The 15,821-nt window shown below is 69.2% G+C and carries 14 protein-coding genes; 8 read left to right on the top strand and 6 right to left on the bottom strand.

The genetic code is table 11. The annotated features are described in order from the left end of the window. Window positions 1-3: 3 nt before the first annotated feature. Window positions 4-1,008, bottom strand: a complete 1,005-nt coding sequence (gene hemH / locus M9980_RS12485; RefSeq protein ID WP_250751430.1) for a ferrochelatase — start codon at window positions 1,006-1,008, stop codon at window positions 4-6. Then, window positions 1,005-3,167 carry a xanthine dehydrogenase family protein molybdopterin-binding subunit gene (locus M9980_RS12480; RefSeq protein ID WP_250751425.1) on the bottom strand — a complete coding sequence of 721 codons (2,163 nt, stop codon included), beginning with the start codon at window positions 3,165-3,167 and terminating at the stop codon, window positions 1,005-1,007. The genes hemH and M9980_RS12480 overlap by 4 nt, the downstream gene beginning before the upstream one ends. Before the next feature lie 92 nt (window positions 3,168-3,259). Between M9980_RS12480 and lgt the strand changes: the two genes are divergently transcribed. The 6 genes from lgt (at window position 3,260) to M9980_RS12450 (ending at window position 8,836) form a co-directional block, all read left to right on the top strand. After that, window positions 3,260-4,138 (top strand): prolipoprotein diacylglyceryl transferase, encoded by an 879-nt coding sequence (gene lgt / locus M9980_RS12475; protein ID WP_250751422.1) that lies wholly within the window; start codon window positions 3,260-3,262, stop codon window positions 4,136-4,138. Between the two features lie 91 nt (window positions 4,139-4,229). Next, on the top strand, window positions 4,230-5,267 hold the full coding sequence (locus tag M9980_RS12470) for a class I SAM-dependent methyltransferase (protein WP_250751419.1): 1,038 nt from the start codon (window positions 4,230-4,232) through the stop codon (window positions 5,265-5,267). Beyond that, entirely contained in the window at window positions 5,264-5,779 is a 516-nt protein-coding gene (locus tag M9980_RS12465; protein WP_250751416.1) for a GNAT family N-acetyltransferase, read from the top strand. Before M9980_RS12470 ends, M9980_RS12465 begins: the two co-directional genes overlap by 4 nt. A 106-nt stretch (window positions 5,780-5,885) precedes the next feature. Continuing rightward, on the top strand, window positions 5,886-6,647 hold the full coding sequence (gene pgeF / locus M9980_RS12460; protein WP_250751414.1) for a peptidoglycan editing factor PgeF: 762 nt from the start codon (window positions 5,886-5,888) through the stop codon (window positions 6,645-6,647). Window positions 6,648-6,725: 78 nt separating this feature from the next. Further along, window positions 6,726-8,051 (top strand): cystathionine gamma-synthase family protein, encoded by a 1,326-nt coding sequence (locus M9980_RS12455; protein WP_250751412.1) that lies wholly within the window; start codon window positions 6,726-6,728, stop codon window positions 8,049-8,051. 8 nt (window positions 8,052-8,059) lie between these two features. Then, window positions 8,060-8,836: a polyamine aminopropyltransferase gene (locus M9980_RS12450; RefSeq protein WP_250751410.1), complete on the top strand. Its 777-nt coding sequence runs from the start codon at window positions 8,060-8,062 to the stop codon at window positions 8,834-8,836. Here M9980_RS12450 and M9980_RS12445 read toward each other — a convergent pair whose 3' ends face one another. Together M9980_RS12445 and murA are read right to left on the bottom strand one after the other, a co-directional pair. Next, the gene (locus M9980_RS12445) at window positions 8,837-10,903 is read right to left on the bottom strand and encodes a catalase (RefSeq protein WP_250751408.1); all 2,067 of its coding nucleotides are present in this window, start codon (window positions 10,901-10,903) and stop codon (window positions 8,837-8,839) included. It lies immediately after the preceding gene. Between the two features lie 91 nt (window positions 10,904-10,994). Next, window positions 10,995-12,290: a UDP-N-acetylglucosamine 1-carboxyvinyltransferase gene (gene murA / locus M9980_RS12440; protein WP_250751406.1), complete on the bottom strand. Its 1,296-nt coding sequence runs from the start codon at window positions 12,288-12,290 to the stop codon at window positions 10,995-10,997. A 128-nt stretch (window positions 12,291-12,418) separates the two neighbouring features. On the opposite strand from murA, the gene M9980_RS12435 reads away from it, so the two are divergent. Then, window positions 12,419-13,153: a Crp/Fnr family transcriptional regulator gene (locus M9980_RS12435; protein WP_250751404.1), complete on the top strand. Its 735-nt coding sequence runs from the start codon at window positions 12,419-12,421 to the stop codon at window positions 13,151-13,153. A 70-nt stretch (window positions 13,154-13,223) separates the two neighbouring features. Here M9980_RS12435 and M9980_RS12430 read toward each other — a convergent pair whose 3' ends face one another. Both M9980_RS12430 and M9980_RS12425 read right to left on the bottom strand, forming a co-directional pair. After that, the gene (locus M9980_RS12430) at window positions 13,224-13,526 is read right to left on the bottom strand and encodes a polyhydroxyalkanoic acid system family protein (RefSeq protein WP_250751401.1); all 303 of its coding nucleotides are present in this window, start codon (window positions 13,524-13,526) and stop codon (window positions 13,224-13,226) included. After that, window positions 13,523-13,960 carry a VOC family protein gene (locus M9980_RS12425; RefSeq protein ID WP_250751398.1) on the bottom strand — a complete coding sequence of 146 codons (438 nt, stop codon included), beginning with the start codon at window positions 13,958-13,960 and terminating at the stop codon, window positions 13,523-13,525. The genes M9980_RS12430 and M9980_RS12425 overlap by 4 nt, the downstream gene beginning before the upstream one ends. Before the next feature lie 273 nt (window positions 13,961-14,233). Between M9980_RS12425 and lnt the strand changes: the two genes are divergently transcribed. After that, a complete protein-coding gene (gene lnt, locus M9980_RS12420) occupies window positions 14,234-15,775 on the top strand; it encodes an apolipoprotein N-acyltransferase (protein WP_250751395.1) in 1,542 nt (513 codons plus the stop codon). The last annotated feature ends 46 nt before the right edge of the window (window positions 15,776-15,821 follow it).

The raw sequence follows: 15,821 nt of genomic DNA, 5'->3' as shown, positions 1-15,821 counted from the left end.
ACGCTAGGGAACGTCCACCCAGCCCGCAAGCTCCCGTCCGATGATGCTGCGCAGCATTGCGATCCCGTTGTCGCTGGCATTCAGGCACGGGATGTAGGCAAAATGGGTGCCGCCCGCTCCCTCGAAGCTTTCGCGCCCGCGGATCTGAAGTTCCTCCAGTGTCTCGAGGCAGTCGGCGGAAAAGCCCGGCGCCAGGATCGCGACCTTCTTCACGCCGGTGGCGGGCAGCGCCTCCAGCGTCGTGTCGGTCGCCGGCTCCAGCCACTTCGCGCGCCCGAACCGCGACTGGAAGGTGACGACCAGCTCGCGGCCCAGCGCCTCGCCAAGCAACCGCGCGGTCTTGCGGCAGTGGCAGTGATACGGATCGCCCATCTCCAGCGTCCGCTGCGGCATGCCGTGGAAGCTGGTCAGGATCGCATCGGGCACGAAATCGAGCGCGGCCAGCCCCGCTTCGACCGACGCCTTCAGCGCAGCGATATACGCCGGGTCGTCGTGATACGGCGGCAGCGTGCGGATGGCGGGTTGCCAGCGCATCGCGGCCAGCGCCTCGAACGCCTTGTCGTTGGCGGTCGCGGTCGTTGCTGCGCAATATTGCGGGTAGAGCGGCGCCAGCAGGATACGCTCGCACCCGGCATCCTTCAGCGCAGCGATGCGGTCCGCGATCGATGGGTTACCGTAGCGCATTGCCCAGTCGACCATCACCCCCGGCCCGAACGCCCCCTGCAGGCTGCGATGCTGCGCCTTGGTGATCGCGGCGAGCGGCGAGCCCTCCTCGCTCCACACCAGGCCGTAAGCGTGCGCCGACTTGGCGGGCCGCGTGGTCAGCACGATGCCGCGCAGGATCGGCTGCCACAGGATCTGCGGAATCTCGACGACGCGGCGGTCGGACAGGAATTCGCCGAGGTAGCGCTTCACCGATTTCGCATCGGGCGCATCGGGCGTGCCGAGGTTGATGAGCAGCACGCCCACCTTCCGCGGCGGGATAGGCGGATGCTCGGCCGGGGTCATAGGGGCAGTGTCCTGAGGCGGCGTCCAGAGGACGCGAAGATGGCGTTGGCGAGCGCGGGCGCGACGACGGGCACGCCCAGTTCGCTCGCGCCGCCGGGGTCGGCCTTGCTTTCGATGATCTCGACGGTGATGTCGGGCGTGGTGGACAGGCGCGGCAGGCCAAGATCGCGGAAGCCGCGCACGTCGGGGATGCCGTTCGCAAAGCCGGTCGCCGCGCCGATTGCGGCGGCCATGCCGAAGATCAGACCGCCCTCGATCGCCTGGCGGACCAGGTCGGGATTGATCGTGCGCCCGACGTCGACCGCGGCGACCATGCGGTCGATCCGCGGCACCGCGCCGTCGCCCATCCCGCCCTCGACCATCAGCGCGATGTAGCTGCCGCGCATGGCATGGGCGGCAATGCCCTGCCCGCTGCCGGCGACGCCGCCCTGCCATCCGCCGAGCGCGGCGACCGTCGACAGGCACCGCGCGAGCCGCGGCGCGCCGCCAAGCATCGCGATGCGGTACGACACCGGCTCCGCGCCCGCGGCATGGGCGAGTTCGTCGAGGAAGCATTCGGTGAAGAAGCACGTCGCCGCATGCGCGCCCGACCGCCACCAGCCGCTCAGGCTGCCGATGTCGGCGGCGTGGTGATCGACCGCCCAATTGGCCAACCGGTACGGCGGCGCGGCGCCATCGACCGCGACCGCATCGCTGTCGCCCTTCAGCCACGGCCCCGACCCGGTCAGCCGCGTGCGCAGCTCCGCGCCCAGCGCCGGGGTGACGATCGCGGCGTGCCAGCCCTGGATCACCCCGCCAGCGGTCTTGGCGGTCATCCGAGCGATCGCGGGCGGGCGCACCGGCGTCTGGATCAGGCTTTCGGAGCGCGACCATGTCAGCTGCACAGGTCGCTTCAGCTGCGTCGTCAGCAGCGCGGCCTGTTCGGCGACACGCACTTCCAGATTGGCGCCGAACGACCCGCCCGCCATCAGCGGATGCAGCACGACCGCGCTTTCCGGGACGCCCGCCGCGCGGGCGGCGGCGGCGCGGGCGAGGCCGGGGGCTTGCGTCGCGACCCACAGGATCAGCTTGCCGTCCTCGAAACTCGCGGTCGCGGTGACGGGCTCGATGGCGGCATGGACGCCGGGTGCTACACGGTACTCCGCGCGCACCACGCCCGCCCCGGTCACCGTCGCGGCAATGTCCCCCGACCCCGCGACGCGCGCGCCCGACGCGGCCAGCGCATCGGCCAGCGCGCGATCGATGCTGGCGGTCGTGACCGGCGGCGCGGCGCTCTCGAATCGCGGGTCCAGCACGGCCAGCGCGCGGTTCGCCGCCCACCACGTCGTGCCGATCGCGGCGATCCAACCCGGATTCTCGACCAGCGCGACCATCCCCGAAACCGCCTCCGCCGCCTTGCGGTCCAGCCCCACCAGCCGGTTGCCCCCTGCCGGCCCCTGCCGCAGGCTGGCGAAGACCATGCCGGGCAGGCGAATGTCGCCGGCGAAATTGACCGATCCGTCGACCTTTGCCGGCGCATCGAGCCGCGGCGCGGGCGTGCCGGTCAGCCGGCCGACATCCCCGATCCTGAGCGTCGGCGTCGCCGGCAGGCTCTCGCGCGCCGCCGCCGCCGCCAGTTCGCCGAAGCGGGCGCGGTTCTGGGCTAGGATCACGAAGCCGCCCTCGGTCCGGCACGCCTGCCAGTCGCCGCCCCAGCGCGCGACCGCCGCCTTGCACAGCAGCGCGCGTGTCCCGGCGGCGGCACGGCGCAGCGGGCCTTCGAACATCCGCACCGACGACGATCCGCCGGTCAGCATCGGCGCATGACCCGGCAGAGCGCGCGCGATCGCATCGCCCGCGCCGAACACCGCCTCCGCCGCCAGCGGATTGGCGTACAGCACCGCCACCGGTGCCGCTTCGACCCCGACGGTGCGCCAGTCGGCCCCCATCTCGTCGGCGACAATCTGCGGCAGCGCGGTATAGACGCCCTGGCCATGTTCGCACTGCGGCACCGCGACGACGATGTGGCCGTCCGCGCCGATCTTGATCCACCCGCCGAACGCGGTCTCGCCGTCCGCCACCGGCAGGCCGGCGACATCACCCTCGGGCCACAGGCTCCACGCGACGACCAGCCCCACGCCGACGCCCCCGACCATCAGCGCGCGGCGGCTTATCTGCATGGGTGGCGCTTCGATCGCATGCCGCTCGCTCTATCGCGCGCCGACGCGCCTCGCTAGAGGTTGCCCCAACGCATTCACCGGGGACGATCATCTTGCTGCTGCCCATGCTCGCCGACGCCGCCGGCCATATTCGCTACGATCAGCTCGGCATTGGCCCCGTCGCGCTCGACCTCGGCGTGTTCACGCTCAAATGGTATTCGCTGGGCTATATCGCCGGCATCATGCTCGGCTGGTGGTACCTGCTGAAGCTGATCGACCAGCCCGGCAGCCCGATGGCGCGGCGCCATGCCGACGACATGGTGTTCTACGCGACGCTCGGCATCATCCTCGGCGGGCGGATCGGCTATGTCCTGTTCTACGCGCCGCAGATGCTGCTCAATCCGCTGTCGGTGCTGAAGCTGTGGGACGGCGGCATGTCGTTCCACGGCGGGGTCATCGGCACCAGCATCGCGATCATCTTTATGGCGCGCAAGCACGGGCTGAACTGGCTGCGCATCCATGATTACGTCGCGTGCTGCACGCCGTTCGGCCTCGGCCTCGTCCGCCTCGCCAATTTCGCCAACGGGGAGCTGTGGGGCAAGCCAACCGACGTCGCCTGGGGCGTGGTGTTCAACCGCACCGTCGCCTTCGGCGCCGAGCCCGCACGCCACCCGAGCCAGCTGTACGAGGCGCTGCTCGAAGGGCCGGTGCTCTTCGCGATCCTGTGGTTCCTGTTCTGGCGCACCGACGCGCGCTACCAGCCGGGCAAGCTCGTCGGCACGTTCATCCTGGCCTATGGGTGTTTCCGCTTCTTCGTGGAATTCTTCCGCGAGCCTGACGCGCAGTTCGCCGGCACGTTCCTCGCGACGACGATCCACATGGGGCAGATCCTGTGCCTGCCGATGATCCTCGGCGGTCTGTACCTGATCGCCACCGCCAAGCGCCGCCGCGTCCGCGTCGAGCCGATCGCCGGCGGACCGAGCGTTGCGTGAGCGACCGTTCGTTTCGAGCGAAGTCGAGAAACATGACCCGGGCGCCACGACAGGTTTCTCGACTTCGCTCGAAACGAACGGAGGGGAAGTGATGACCGACACCCTCCTCCCCGAACGCCTCGCCCGAGCGATCACGCTGGGCGGCGCGATCCCGCTGTCGCAGTACATGGGGGCCGCGAACACGCATTATTACGCGACCCGCGATCCGCTCGGCGCCCGCGGTGACTTCACCACGGCGCCCGAGATTTCGCAGATGTTCGGCGAGCTGATCGGCGCGTGGATCGCCGACCTGTGGGACCGCGCCGGCCGGCCGAAGCTGGATTACGTCGAGCTCGGCCCCGGTCGCGGCACGCTCGCCGCCGATGCGGTGCGGGCGATGGCGGGCGCGGGGCTGACGCCGGCGCTCCATTTCGTCGAGAATTCGCCGGTGCTGCGCGCGGCGCAGGCTGAACGTCACCCGGACGCGGAGTGGTGCATGGACCTGGTCGGCCTGCCCGACGATGCGCCGTTCGTCGCGGTCGCCAACGAATTCTTCGACGCGCTGCCGATCCGCCAGCTGGTGAAGACGGTCGAGGGCTGGCGCGAGCGGCTCGTCGCCTGTCAGGACACGCTGTTCCTGCCGGTCGTCGGCAACACCATCTTCGATCCGATCATTCCCGAAGATTTGCGCGACGCCGCCGACGGATCGATCATCGAAACCTCTCCGGCCAGTGTCGCGATCGTGCGCGAACTGGTCCGCCGCGTGGTGGCACAGGGCGGCGCGGCACTCATTGTCGATTATGGTTATGAAGGCCCGGCGATCGGCGACACATTGCAGGCCGTGCGCGGCCATGCCGTCGCCAATCCGTTCGAGGATCCGGGCGAGGCCGACCTGACCGCGCACGTCGACTTCGCGACCTTGGCGGAGGCAGCACGGGCCGAGGGCGCGGTGGTCCACGGACCCGTCGCCCAAGGCGCGTTCCTCCGCGCACTCGGCATCGACGCGCGTGCGGCGACGCTCAGCGCAAAGGGCGGCAAGGACGTGCTGGTCGCCGCCAAGCGGCTGATCGACGACGGCCAGATGGGCGACCTGTTCGGCGTCGTTGCGATCACCCATCCCGACTGGCCGGTCCCGGCGGGGTTCGCATGATCGCCTACCGCGACGCGATGCCCGGCGACGGCCCAGAACTCTCGGCGATGGCGCAGCGGTGCTTCACCGACACGTTCGGCAGCCTGTACCGCGCCTCCGACCTCGCCGCGTTCCTCGATCGCGCGTTCGGGGCCGACGGCTTGCCGAGCCAGATCGGCGCGCCCGATTTCGCGATCCGGCTGGCGACCGACGATGGTCGCATCGTCGGCTTTGCGAAGGTCGGCCCCAATGCGCTGCCCTTTCCCCAGGCCGAGGACGCCAACGCGGTCGAGCTCTACCAGCTGTACGTATTGGGCGGTTATCAGGGCGAAGGCGTCGGCCCCGCGCTGATGGACTGGGCGATCGCCGAGGCCCGCACCCGCGCCGCGGATACGCTGGCGCTGTCGGTCTACGTCGACAACCACCGCGCGCAGGCGTTCTATCGACGCTACGGCTTCGTCGATGTCGGGCGGTTCGACTTCCCGGTCGGCGAGCATGTTGACGAGGATCGGCTGATGGTGCTGGCGTTGTGAGCACGCTTCCCCCTCCACCGTTCGTGCTGAGCCTGTCGAAGCACGTGCTCCAGGCGGCGCGTCCGGTACATGTGCTTCGACAGGCTCAGCACGAACGGAAGGGCTTGTGATTCCCGCTCCGCTCACCGCCCCAGCCCTCGCCGGTATCCCGCACGGCTTCCTCGGGCGCACCGGGGGCGTATCGACCGGCGCCTACGCCAGCCTCAACACCGGCATCGGCTCGCACGACGATCCCGCACTGGTCGCCGAGAACCGCCGCCGCGCGGTCGAGGCGGTGGTGCCGGGCGCGCGGCTTGTCGGGCTGTACCAGGTCCACGGCGCCGACTGCGTGACGGTGCTGGAGCCGTTCGCCGACGGCATCCGCCCGCAGGCGGATGCGCTGGTCACCGATCGCCCCGGCCTCGCGCTCGGCATCCTCACCGCGGACTGTGCGCCGGTGCTGTTCGCCGATCCTGCCGCGGGCGTGATCGGCGCCGCCCACGCCGGGTGGAAGGGCGCGCTCGCCGGGGTCACCGACACGACTTTGCTGGCGATGGAGGCACTGGGCGCCCGGCGCGACCGCATCGTCGCCGCGATCGGGCCGTGCATCGCGCAGGGAAGCTACGAGGTCGACGCCGCCTTCCGCGCGCGCTTCATCGCGGATCAGGCCGAGGCCGACCGCTTCTTCGCCGATGGCGCCGCTGGCCACGCGCATTTCGACCTGCCCGGCTATGTCGCCCACCGCCTCGCCCGCGGGGGCGTGCGCACCGTCGCCATCACCGGCGCGGACACCTATGCCGACGAAGCGCGTTTCTTCAGCTATCGCCGCGCCACGCACCGCGGCGAAGGCGATGCCGGACGCCAGATCAGCATCATCGGCCTCGGCTGACCGCGTCGTGCCACCGAACTGGTTTCGTTTGCGACGATCCGGTAGAGCGCGCGCAACGCTTTCCACGGAGACGACCCCATGACCGACAATACCGAAGCCGACGTCACCGGCGCCCCCGCCCCGCAAGGCAAAGGCGACACCGGCCCCAAGACGATCGGCGGGCGCAAGCTGAAGCCCTCCACGCTGATGATGGGCCACGGCTACGACCCGATGCTGTCGGAAGGGTCGCTGAAACCCCCGATCTTCCTGACCTCGACCTTCGTCTTCCCCAACGCCGCCGCCGGCAAGCGCCATTTCGAGGGCGTGACCGGCAAGCGACCCGGCGGGGCCGAGGGGCTGGTCTATTCGCGCTTCAACGGCCCGAATCAGGAAATCCTCGAAGACCGGCTGGCACTGTGGGAGGAGGCCGAGGACGCTCTCGCCTTCTCGTCCGGCATGTCGGCGATCGCGACGCTGTTCCTGGCGATGGTCAAGCCCGGCGACACCATCGTCCATTCCGGCCCGCTCTATGCCGCGACCGAGACGCTGATCGGCCGCATCCTCGGCAAGTTCGGGATCAAGTGGCTCGACTTCCCCGCCGGCGCGACCCGCGAGGAAATCGACGCGGTGATGACCAAGGCGCGCGAGAGTGGCGACGTCGCGCTCGTCTATCTCGAAAGCCCGGCCAACCCCACCAACGCGCTGGTCGATGTCGAGGCGGTCGCGGCATCGCGCGACGCGATTTTCGCCGACCTCGACGTGAAGCCGCCGATCGCGATCGACAACACCTTCCTTGGGCCGCTGTGGGCGCAGCCGATGCGGCAGGGCGCCGACATCGTCGTCTATTCGCTGACCAAATATGCCGGCGGACACAGCGATCTGGTCGCGGGCGGCGTGCTGGGATCGAAGGCGCAGATCAACACGATTCGGCTGATGCGCAACACCATCGGCACGATCTGCGACCCCAACACCGCGTGGATGCTGCTCCGCAGTCTCGAAACGCTGGAGCTGCGCATGACGCGCGCGGGCGAGAATGCGGCGAAGGTCTGCGATTTCCTGAACGCGCATCCGAAGGTCGACCGCGTCGGCTATCTCGGCTTCCTCGATCAGCAGGGCGACGCGCGCCAGGCCGACATCTACCGCCGCAATTGCCTGGGCGCGGGCAGCACATTCTCGCTGTACCTGAAGGGCGGCGAGACCGAGGCATTCGCGTTCCTCGACAACCTCAAGATCGCGAAGCTCGCGGTCAGCCTCGGCGGGACCGAGACGCTCGCCTCGCACCCGGCCGGCATGACCCATCTGTCGGTGCCGCAGGAGCGCAAGGACGCGCTTGGCATCACCGACAGCCTGGTCCGAATCTCGATCGGGGTCGAGGATGCCGACGATCTGATCGCCGATTTCGAAGCGGCACTCGACGCGATCTGAGCGGGTACGTGACCGACATCGATCCCGCTGCGGGTCTGGGCCCGGTCGCCGATGGCGTCTGGCTGCCCCGATACCGCGCGGGTCGATGCAGGGACTGGACGATCGACCTCGTCACCCTCGCCGGCACGCGCGGCTATTGGGGGGAGACGTTCGCGCTGGCCGACACCGCGGTGCTCACCGGCCCGAGCCAAGGCGGGCGCGAGACGTGGATGTCGATCGTGCCGATGGAGATCGAAAGCCAGCAGATCGGCATCGCCGCGAGCTATGGCCACACCGTCGTCATGGGGCTCGGCATGGGGTGGTGCGCGGGCAGCGTGGCGCTGCGCGAGCGCGTGACGCAGGTGACCGTGATCGAACGCGACCCCGCGGTCATCGCGCTGATCGCCGACCTCGCGCTGTTCGATCAGCTGCCGGCGCACTGCCGCGACAAGATCACCGTGGTCGAGGCCGACGCGCTGGAGTGGCGCCCCGACACACCGGTCGACAGCCTGCAGGCGGATTTCTGGGCGAAGCTGCTCGAACCGCAGAAATGGGACGACGTGCGCCGCATCCAGGCGAATGTGCGCGCGGAGTCGCTCTATTTCTGGGGTCAGGAACTGGAGCTGTGGCGGCTCATATGCCGCGGCGGCGGGGCGGTTCCGTCCACATTGTCGCGCGATGTCCTCGACCGTGCCGTCGCCGACACGGGTCTGCCGATCGTGCTGGGCGACGACCGTGCACTACCCGAGAAGATCGTCGCCGCCGCGCGGTGGTGGGCACCGCGCGACGACGACTGGTATCGCTGATCAGGCGAGATCGCGCAGCTTCGGCTCGCGGTCGTAGAAGCGCCGCGCCGCGGCCTTGACGAAATCCTTGCCGAGCCCGGTGACGCCTTCGTCGGGCTCGACGCCGGCCTTGTCGAGCAGCGCCTGCGCGCCGTCACTCGCGCCGATCGCCTTCAAGTGACCGAAAGCATCCATCACGAAGCCGACTGCGGCGCCCTGTTTCGCCAGCATCGCCGCCGCGTCCGCCGACAGCACGATCGCCACCGCGTCGAACAGTTGCGACGGCGTGCCGGCGAGCTGGCCGTCGGCTTTCCTCACGGAGCCGTCCGACAATTTCGCGCCACCGACCTTGGGCGCGATCACGACCGCCTTGGCCTTCGCGCCCTCAATCGCCTTCACGACCGATGCGAGTTCGCCCGCGTCGGTGCCGTCGGCGATAAGGACGCCGACCGCGCGACCCTCCAGCGTCGGCTTCATGTTCTTGTGGATCGACAGTGCGTCGGACGGCGCCATGTCGACCGGCGCCTTGGCTGCCTTGGCCTTCGCCGGCAGATCGATGCCGAGTCCGGCGGCGACGCGCTTCGCCAGATCCTCGTCGACGTTGCGCAGATTGGCGACCATCCGCGGCGGCACCTGGTCGAGCACGCCGACCTTCGACAGTTCGAACACGAACGACGACGCGATGTGCGCCTGCTCATGCGCGTCCTGCGAGCGGTAGAACAGCCGTGCCTGGCTGTAATGGTCGGCGAAGGTGTCCGCGCGGATACGCAGCTTGTCGCCCTGCTCGTCCGGCCCGGTAGCGGCGTTTGCCGTTGCGAACCCCCTGGGCGCCTCGCGCGGGCCTCCCTCCTCGCCATGTTCGGCCAGGCTGTTCGGCTCGTAATTGGCGCGGCCCTTGGGCACCATCGTCTGCATCATCCCGTCGCGCTGCATGTTCGCGAACGGGCAGCGCGGCGCGTTGATCGGGATCTGGTGGAAGTTGGTCGTCCCCAGCCGCGACTTCTGCGTGTCCATATAGCTGAACAGCCGCCCCTGCAGCAGCGGATCGTTCGAGAAGTCGATGCCCGGCGGAATATTGGTCGGCAGGAACGCGACCTGTTCGGTTTCCGCAAAGAAATTGTCCGGATTGCGGTTGAGCGTCAGCGTGCCAATGATCCGCACGGGCACGTCGTCCTCCGGGATCAGCTTGGTCGCGTCGAGCACGTCATAGGGCTGCGCGTTCGCGAAATCCTCGTCGAACACCTGGATGCCCAGATCCCACTGCGGGAAGTCGCCGCTGTCGATCGCCTCCCACAGGTCGCGGCGGTGATAGTCGTTGTCGGCCGCCTGCAGCTTCAGCGCCTCGTCCCAGATTGTCGACTGGATCCCCAGCCGCGGCTTCCAGTGGAATTTCACGAAGCTGGCTTGGCCGGCCTCGTTCACCAGCTTGAAGGTGTGGACGCCGAACCCCTCCATCATGCGCAGCGATCGCGGGAGCGTGCGGTCGGACATCGCCCACATCAGCATGTGCGTCGTCTCGGGCATCAGCGACGCCCAGTCCCAGAAGGTATCGTGCGCGCTGCCCGCCTGGGGATAGGCGCGGTCGGCCTCCATCTTCACCGCGTGGACCAGGTCGGGGAATTTGATTGCGTCCTGGATGAAGAACACCGGGATGTTGTTGCCAACCAGATCCCAGTTGCCTTCCTTCGTATAGAATTTGACCGCGAAGCCGCGCACGTCACGCGGCGTATCGACCGACCCGGCACCGCCCGCGACCGTCGAGAAGCGGACGAACGTCTCGGTCTTCTCGCCCTTTTTGAACACCGCGGCCTTCGACAGGTCGGAGATGTCGGCGGTCGCCTCGAACACGCCGTGCGCGCCCGATCCGCGGGCGTGGACGATCCGCTCCGGAATGCGCTCGTGGTCGAAGTGGAAGATCTTTTCGCGGAGAACGAAATCCTCGAGCAAAGTCGGGCCGCGCGCGCCGCTCTTCAGGCTGTTCTGGTTGTCGCTGATCGGAACGCCGTGGTTCGTCGTCAGCACCGGCGTATCGCCGCCGGCCTGCTGATGGGTCTCGCCGCCGTTGCCGGGATTGCGCGTGTCGGTCATGTCATGGCCCCTCGTTGAGTCGCACCCCCAACGAGCCGCCGTGCGACAAGTGCCGCGGCTAGATTTCGATCAATACGATCGTATCCGGCGATCAGCCGTCGCCGGCCCGCTCGATATCGGCGCCGACGCCCTGCAGCTTTTCCTCCAGCCGCTCGTACCCGCGGTCGAGGTGATAGACGCGGGCGACGCTCGTCTCGCCCTCGGCGGCGAGCCCCGCGATGATGAGGCTCATCGATGCGCGCAGGTCGGTCGCCATCACCGGCGCGCCTGCCAGCCGGTCGACACCGCGCACCACCGCGGTGCGGCCCGACACATGGATGTCGGCGCCCATCCGCGCGAGCTCGGGCACGTGCATGTAACGGTTTTCGAAGATCGTCTCGGTCAGCATGCTGGCGCCGTCGGCCTTGCAGAGCATGGCCATGAACTGCGCCTGCATGTCGGTGGCGAAGCCGGGGAAGGGGGCGGTCGACAGCTCGATCGGCTTCAGCTTCCCGTCCGAGGCGATGCGGATCGCGTCGCGCTTTTCCTCGACGGTCACGCCCGCGTCCTCCAGCGCCGACAGAGTCGCGCGCATGTCGGCGGCGCACGCGCCCACCAGCTCGACGTCGCCGCCGGTGATCGCCGCCGCGCAGGCATAGCTGCCCGCCTCGATCCGGTCGGCCATCACCGCATAGGTCGCGCCGTGCAGCCGATCGCGCCCCTCGATCGTCAGCGTTTCCGTGCCGATGCCGTCGATCGACGCGCCCATCGCCACCAGCAGGCGGCACAGGTCGACGATTTCCGGCTCGCGCGCGGCATTTTCCAGCACGCTGGTGCCGCCTGCGGTCGCCGCGGCCATCAGCGCATTCTCGGTCGCGCCGACCGACACCACCGGAAAGCGGTAATGCCCGCCCGGCAGCCGCCGCACGCCGTTCGTCGTCGGTGCCGTCGCCTTGACGTACCCCGCGGTCATCTCGAGCTCGGCGCCCAGCGCCTCCAGCACTTTCAGATGCAGGTCGATCGGGCGGTTGCCGATCGCGCAGCCGCCGGGCAGCGACACCCGCGCCTCACCCATCCGCGCCAGGATCGGCCCCAGCACCAGGATCGACGCGCGCATCTTGCGGACGATATCGTACGGCGCCTCGGTCGAGGTCAGGCGCCCCGCGCGCACCGTCATCACCCGCCCGAAATCTTCAGGACGCGTACCCTCGATCGCGGTCGACGCGCCCAACTGGTTCAGCAGATGCCCGAAGCCGTCGACGTCGGCCAGCCGCGGCAGGTTCCTGAGCGTCAGCGGCTCGTCGGTCAGCAGCGCGCACGGCATCAGCGTCAGCGCGGAATTCTTCGCGCCCGAAATCGCGATGCGGCCCTTCAAAGCGTTGCCGCCGCGGATGAGAATACGGTCCATGTCCGGGCTTCTACCCGGCGCATCGCGGCACGCCAAGCGTTCGCGCTTTGTTACGCGCCTTGATCGACTTTAATGCATGGAATCCAGCGCCCTGCTTTGCATCGCGGGGTACGGGGGGAAAGCGTCACGTGGTTGCGAGTTGTTTCGCCGAGTTGCTGGGCGAGCGCGTCGATCTGACGGCAGGCGAAGTCGCGGCCCTCGCGCGGCTGGAGGAGCGCACCCGCGAGGTGCGCCGCGGCGCCATCCTCCAGCGCGAGAACGAACCCTGCGGCGAGCTGTTCGTCCTGCGCCGCGGGCTGATGATGAGCTATGTCCTGCTCGACGACGGCAGCCGCCAGATCCTGCGCTTCCTGTTTCCCGGCGACCTGATCGGCGTGCCCGGCATGATCTATCGCGACAGTCCGGAGGCACTGGCCGCGCTGACCGACTGCACCGTCTGCCCGTTCGAAAAGACGATGCTGAGCCAGCTGTTCGAGGAACATCCCCGCCTGGCCGCTTTGGTCATGGCGCTTAACCAGGTCGAGCGTGTCGCGCTGACCGACCGGCTGGCCGCCCTCGGGCGGACATCGGCCAAGGCGCGGGTGGCGGCGCTGCTGCTCGACATGCGCAACCGCCTGCGCTTCGCCGACAAGGCGATCGGCGACACCTTCACGCTGGGCCTGACGCAGGAGGAGGTCGGCGACGCGACCGGCCTGACCGCGGTCCACGTCAACCGGATGCTGCGTCAGCTCGAGGAAGGTGGCCTGATCCGCCGCGAGGCCGGGCGCTGCACGATCCTCGACGAACGCGCCCTGCGCCGTGCCGCAAACTACGTCGACCGCTACGAGCGGCTGGAACTCGGCTGGCTGCCGACGGCGCGGTGATGCCCTGACTCCGGTCGTTTCGAGCGTAGTCGAGAAACTGCTTCGGACACTCCGATCGGCGAGCCCACCTTCACTTCAGCAGCTTCGGCCCCTCGCGCCCCAGCATCTCGCGGACCTTACCGGCGAACAGCGACAGCATCGGCGGCAGCATCACCGCCAGATGCGCCTTGTCCTCCAGCACATCGACGGTCGCATGCGCCTTCTGCCCCAGCGCGCTGACGGTGAAGCTCAGCCGATCGCCTTCCCAGCGGTTGTCGGTCACGCTGCCGCCGGGGATATAGCTTTCCAGCTTGCCGATCCCCGCGGCGATCTTCGTCTTCGCCGCCTCGCGGCCCAGCTTGTGGGGGATATCGACTTCGACGGGATCGGTCATGAATCTGCCTTTTTCTCGGTCGCGAACAGCATCGCGTCGTCGCCGAACGCCTTGAACTCCAGGGCGTTGCCGCTGGGATCGCAAAAGAACATCGTCGCCTGCTCGCCCGCCTGCCCCTTGAAGCGGACGTGCGGCGCGATCCCGAACGCGACGCCCGCCGCCTCGACGCGCGCGGCCAGCGCCTCCCAGTCGGCCATCGTCAGCACGACTCCGAAATGCGGGACCGGCACGTGGTGCCCATCGACCGCGTTGGTTACCGCAACGGCCCGCGCCGCAGGGTCGAGGTGGGCGACGATCTGATGCCCGTAGAAATCGAAGTCGATCCACTGTTCCGACGACCGCCCCTCTGCGCACCCCAGCACGTGGCCGTAGAATTGGCGGGCGGCGTCTAGGTCGTGGACCGGGAAGGCGAGGTGGAACGGGCGGAGCGTCATGCTCTGCTCATACACTTGCGATGGGGCGGGCGGAAGAAGGGGTTCAGAGAAGGCGCTACGGCGCGAAGAGAAGGTGGATTCGCGCGGAGGCGCGGATGCGCGGAGATGTCGCTCATGAACCGCCGGAGGCTTCTCAATCTGGCAGGTCAAGGGCGCTACGCGCCGTCAGAACGCCGAACCCTCCACGTGAAAATCTTCTTCGCGCCTTTGCGCCTTCCCTGAACGATTTCCTTCCTTCCCCGAACCGCCCCCGATCCGCTACGGCCAGGGCAGATGCGCGTCCTCCTCCCCATCCTCCTCGGTGCCGCCGCCGCGACCGGGTTCGCTCCGCTCGAGCTGTTGCCGCTGACGCTGCTCGCCTTCGCCTGGTGGCTGAAGCTGGTCCACGACGCACCGACGCTGCGCCGGGCGCTCGCCTCCGGATGGCTGTTCGGGCTTGGCCACTTCACGATCAACAACAACTGGATCCAGCACGCCTTCGATTTCCAGGACCGGATGCCGCCGGTGCTCGGCTATGGCGCGGTGGTCGGGCTGGCGCTCTACCTCGCGGTCTATCCGATGCTCGCCGCCGGCCTCGCGTGGCGGCTCGCGAGCCAGCGCGCGGTGGGGGCGAGCGGCGGCATCGGCGCGCCGTTCGTGCTCGTGGCGGGCGCGGCGTGGATCGCCACCGAATATCTGCGCGCGACGATGTTTACCGGTTACGCCTGGAACCCGCTCGGCACCGCGTGGCTGGCGTGGCCCGGCATCGCCCATGCCGCGCGCTTCGTCGGCACCTACGCGCTGTCGGGCCTGCTGGTGGTGAGCGCCGGTGCGCTCGTCCTGCTCTACGCGCGACGCTGGGCAGTGCCGGCGGGCGTGGCGGCGACGCTCACCCTGTGCGTCGCCCTCGATGCCGCTCGCCCGCCGCTCGTCGCCGTGACGAGCGCCAACACCCCGCGCGTCCGCGTCGTCCAGCCCAACACGGCGCAGCAGATCGAGGTCACGTCCGAGCATGCCCGCGGCGTCCTGCGCACGCTCGCCGCGCTGTCGGGCCGCCCCGGCCCCGCCCCGCGACTGGTGGTCTGGCCGGAGGGCTCGGTCGATCCCTATGTCGAGGACGGCTATCCGCCCGAATGGTATTACCGCGGATCGTCGCTCGCGACGCGGTCCACCGTCGCCCGCGCGCTCGGCCCGCGCGATACCGCGTTGATCGGCGGCACCGCGCTCAATTTCGATTCGCGCGGCGAGCTTGCCAGCGCCGGCAACAGTGTCTTCGCAATCGACGCGTCGGCGCGGATCGGCGGACGCTACGACAAGGCGCATCTGGTCCCCTACGGCGAGTATCTGCCGATGCGGCCGCTGCTCGGGCCGCTCGGCCTGTCGCGGCTGGTCGCGGGCGATGTCGATTTCCGCCCCGGCCCCGGCCCGGCCACCATCGACGTGCCGGGGTTCGGCCGCATTGGCTTGCAGATCTGTTACGAGATCATCTTCTCCGGCCAGGTCGTCGATCGCGCGCACCGCCCCGCGCTGCTGTTCAACCCGTCGAACGACGCGTGGTTCGGCGACTGGGGCCCGCCCCAGCACCTCGCCCAGGCGCGGATGCGCGCGATCGAGGAAGGGCTGCCGATCGTGCGCGCGACCCCCGACGGCATCTCCGCGATCATCGCCGCCGACGGGCGCATCCTGGCGCACGTGCCGCGCCACGTCGCCGGCGCGGTCGAGATGCCGGTGCCGCCGGCCTATCCTCCGACGATCTTCGCGCGCGCGGGCAACTGGATGGCGCTTGCCGCGGCGCTGCTGCTGCTCGGGCTGGCGCTCGTCGCCCGCCGCCGTTGACGATTGGGCGGGGGCCGCCTATCTGCATGATATAAGGAAAGCTTTA

The sequence above is a fragment of the Sphingomonas donggukensis genome, assembly GCF_023674425.1.
Taxonomy (GTDB): Bacteria; Pseudomonadota; Alphaproteobacteria; order Sphingomonadales; family Sphingomonadaceae; genus Sphingomonas; species Sphingomonas donggukensis.
This window is presented reverse-complemented; position numbering and strand designations above follow the sequence as displayed.

Bases quoted from the DNA above. Each gene is read 5' to 3' on its own strand.
- hemH (WP_250751430.1), bottom strand. From the start codon at position 1,008: ATGACCCCGGCCGAGCATCCGCCTATCCCGCCGCGGAAGGTGGGCGTG.
- M9980_RS12480 (WP_250751425.1), bottom strand. From the start codon at position 3,167: ATGCAGATAAGCCGCCGCGCGCTGATGGTCGGGGGCGTCGGCGTGGGG.
- M9980_RS12470 (WP_250751419.1), top strand. From the start codon at position 4,230: ATGACCGACACCCTCCTCCCCGAACGCCTCGCCCGAGCGATCACGCTG.
- M9980_RS12465 (WP_250751416.1), top strand. From the start codon at position 5,264: ATGATCGCCTACCGCGACGCGATGCCCGGCGACGGCCCAGAACTCTCG.
- M9980_RS12455 (WP_250751412.1), top strand. From the start codon at position 6,726: ATGACCGACAATACCGAAGCCGACGTCACCGGCGCCCCCGCCCCGCAA.
- M9980_RS12445 (WP_250751408.1), bottom strand. From the start codon at position 10,903: ATGACCGACACGCGCAATCCCGGCAACGGCGGCGAGACCCATCAGCAG.
- murA (WP_250751406.1), bottom strand. From the start codon at position 12,290: ATGGACCGTATTCTCATCCGCGGCGGCAACGCTTTGAAGGGCCGCATC.
- M9980_RS12430 (WP_250751401.1), bottom strand. From the start codon at position 13,526: ATGACCGATCCCGTCGAAGTCGATATCCCCCACAAGCTGGGCCGCGAG.
- M9980_RS12425 (WP_250751398.1), bottom strand. From the start codon at position 13,960: ATGACGCTCCGCCCGTTCCACCTCGCCTTCCCGGTCCACGACCTAGAC.
- lnt (WP_250751395.1), top strand. From the start codon at position 14,234: ATGCGCGTCCTCCTCCCCATCCTCCTCGGTGCCGCCGCCGCGACCGGG.